We start from the raw sequence: 1,738 nt of genomic DNA on the forward strand, positions 1-1,738 counted from the left end.
CGGTGGTCGGCTTCGACGACCTGCCCGAGTCGGAGTTCCAGGTGGTGCCGCTGAGCAGCATCCGCCAGGACTTCCAGGCCATGGCCCGCACGTCGGTGGAGCACATCGTCCGCGCCCTGGAGGGGCGACCGGTGGCGCAGCGGACGGTCTCGGTCCAGGCCTCCCTCGTCGTCCGCGCCAGCTCGGCCCCCCCGCACGACACGCCGGGAGGTCCGCCCTCCCCCTGACGAAGCGCCGAGCAGCACGACCGGACCCCACCACGAACACCAGGACGAAGGAGTTCCCTTGTTCGAGATCCCCAGCACGCCCCTGTCCCGCCGCGCCGCCCTGGCCGGCCTCTTCGGCGTCTCAGCCCTCGGCCTCGCCGCCTGCGCCGGCAGCAACACGGGTGGCGGGAACGGCGCCTCGGCGACCCCTGTCTCCTCCGACGACTTCGCCAAGGCGATGGACACCGACACCGAGCTGACCTTCTGGACCTGGGTGCCCGACATCCAGAACGAGGTCGACCTGTTCCAGCAGCAGTACCCGAAGATCAAGGTCAAGGTGGTCAACGCCGGCCAGGGCCTGGACCAGTACACCGCGCTGCGCACGGCCCTGAAGGCCGGCAAGGGCGCCCCCGACGTCTGCCAGATCGAGTACCAGTACATCTCCTCCTTCCTCATCGGGAACAACCTGCTGGACCTGTCCGGCATGAACGGCTTCGGCGACCTGTCCGGCCAGTACCCGGAGTGGGTCTGGAACCAGGTCTCGCGCGACTCCGCGGTCTACGCCGTCCCCCAGGACACCGGTCCGATGGGCATGCTCTACCGCGACGACCTGCTCAAGGCCGCCGGCGTGCAGGCGCCCACCACGTGGGACGAGTTCGCCAGCGCCGCGCAGACCTACCGCATCGCGAGCCCGAACAGCTACCTCACCGACCTGCCCCCCAACCAGGCCGGCCAGATGATCGGGTTCATGTGGGCCAACGGCGCCAAGCCGTTCGCCTACGACGGCGACAAGACCGTCACCGTCGACCTCACCGGCGCCGAGGCCACGCAGGTGGTCGAGTTCTGGCAGGGCCTGGTCCAGAAGGACCTGGTGGCGGTCGACCCCGACTTCACCGACCAGTGGTACCAGGGCCTCTCGGCCGGCACGTACGCCTCCTGGCTGACGGCCGCCTGGGGCCCGGTCTTCCTGCAGGGCACCGCCAAGAACACCTCCGGGAACTGGCGCGCCGCCCAGCTGCCGCAGTTCACCGCCGGCGGCAAGGCCACCGGCAACTGGGGCGGGTCCACCGACGCCGTCATCTCCAGCACGAAGAACCCCGTGGCCGCTGCCGAGCTGGCCCGCTGGATCAACGTGGAGAAGGAGCCGGCCATGAAGCTGGCCACCGAGCAGTTCCTCTTCCCGCCGCTGAACTCGATCCTGCAGGACAGCGCCTTCGTCGACCAGACGCCGGAGTTCTACGGCGGCCAGAAGGTCAACGAGGTGTTCGTGGAGGCCTCCCAGAACGTCAACACCGACTTCGAGTGGCTGCCGTTCATGGACACCGTGTACTCCAGCTACACCGACGTCATGGGACCGTCGATCACCAACCGCGGCGACATGGTCGGTGCCCTGGCCCAGTGGGAGACCAAGATCAAGGACTTCGCGACCTCGCAGGGCTTCACGGTCAAGTGACGTCCTCGACCACGTCCGCTGCGGCGCCGGCGACCTCGCCGGCGCCGCGGCGGCGCGGCGCCTCCCCGGCGCTGCGCCG

2 protein-coding genes are annotated in these 1,738 nt (G+C 69.6%); both read left to right on the forward strand.

Going from position 1 to position 1,738, the window contains the following annotated elements:
* A partial coding sequence (locus FHN55_RS22085) for a substrate-binding domain-containing protein (protein WP_139714553.1) occupies nt 1-227 on the forward strand: 227 nt, incomplete at its 5' end.
* A gap of 58 nt (nt 228-285) precedes the next feature.
* Nucleotides 286-1,659, forward strand: a complete 1,374-nt coding sequence (locus FHN55_RS22090) for an ABC transporter substrate-binding protein (RefSeq protein WP_257571205.1) — start codon at nt 286-288, stop codon at nt 1,657-1,659.
* The last annotated feature ends 79 nt before the right edge of the window (nt 1,660-1,738 follow it).

Source organism: Streptomyces sp. NP160 (assembly GCF_006335115.1).
Lineage (GTDB): Bacteria > Actinomycetota > Actinomycetes > Actinomycetales > Quadrisphaeraceae > Quadrisphaera.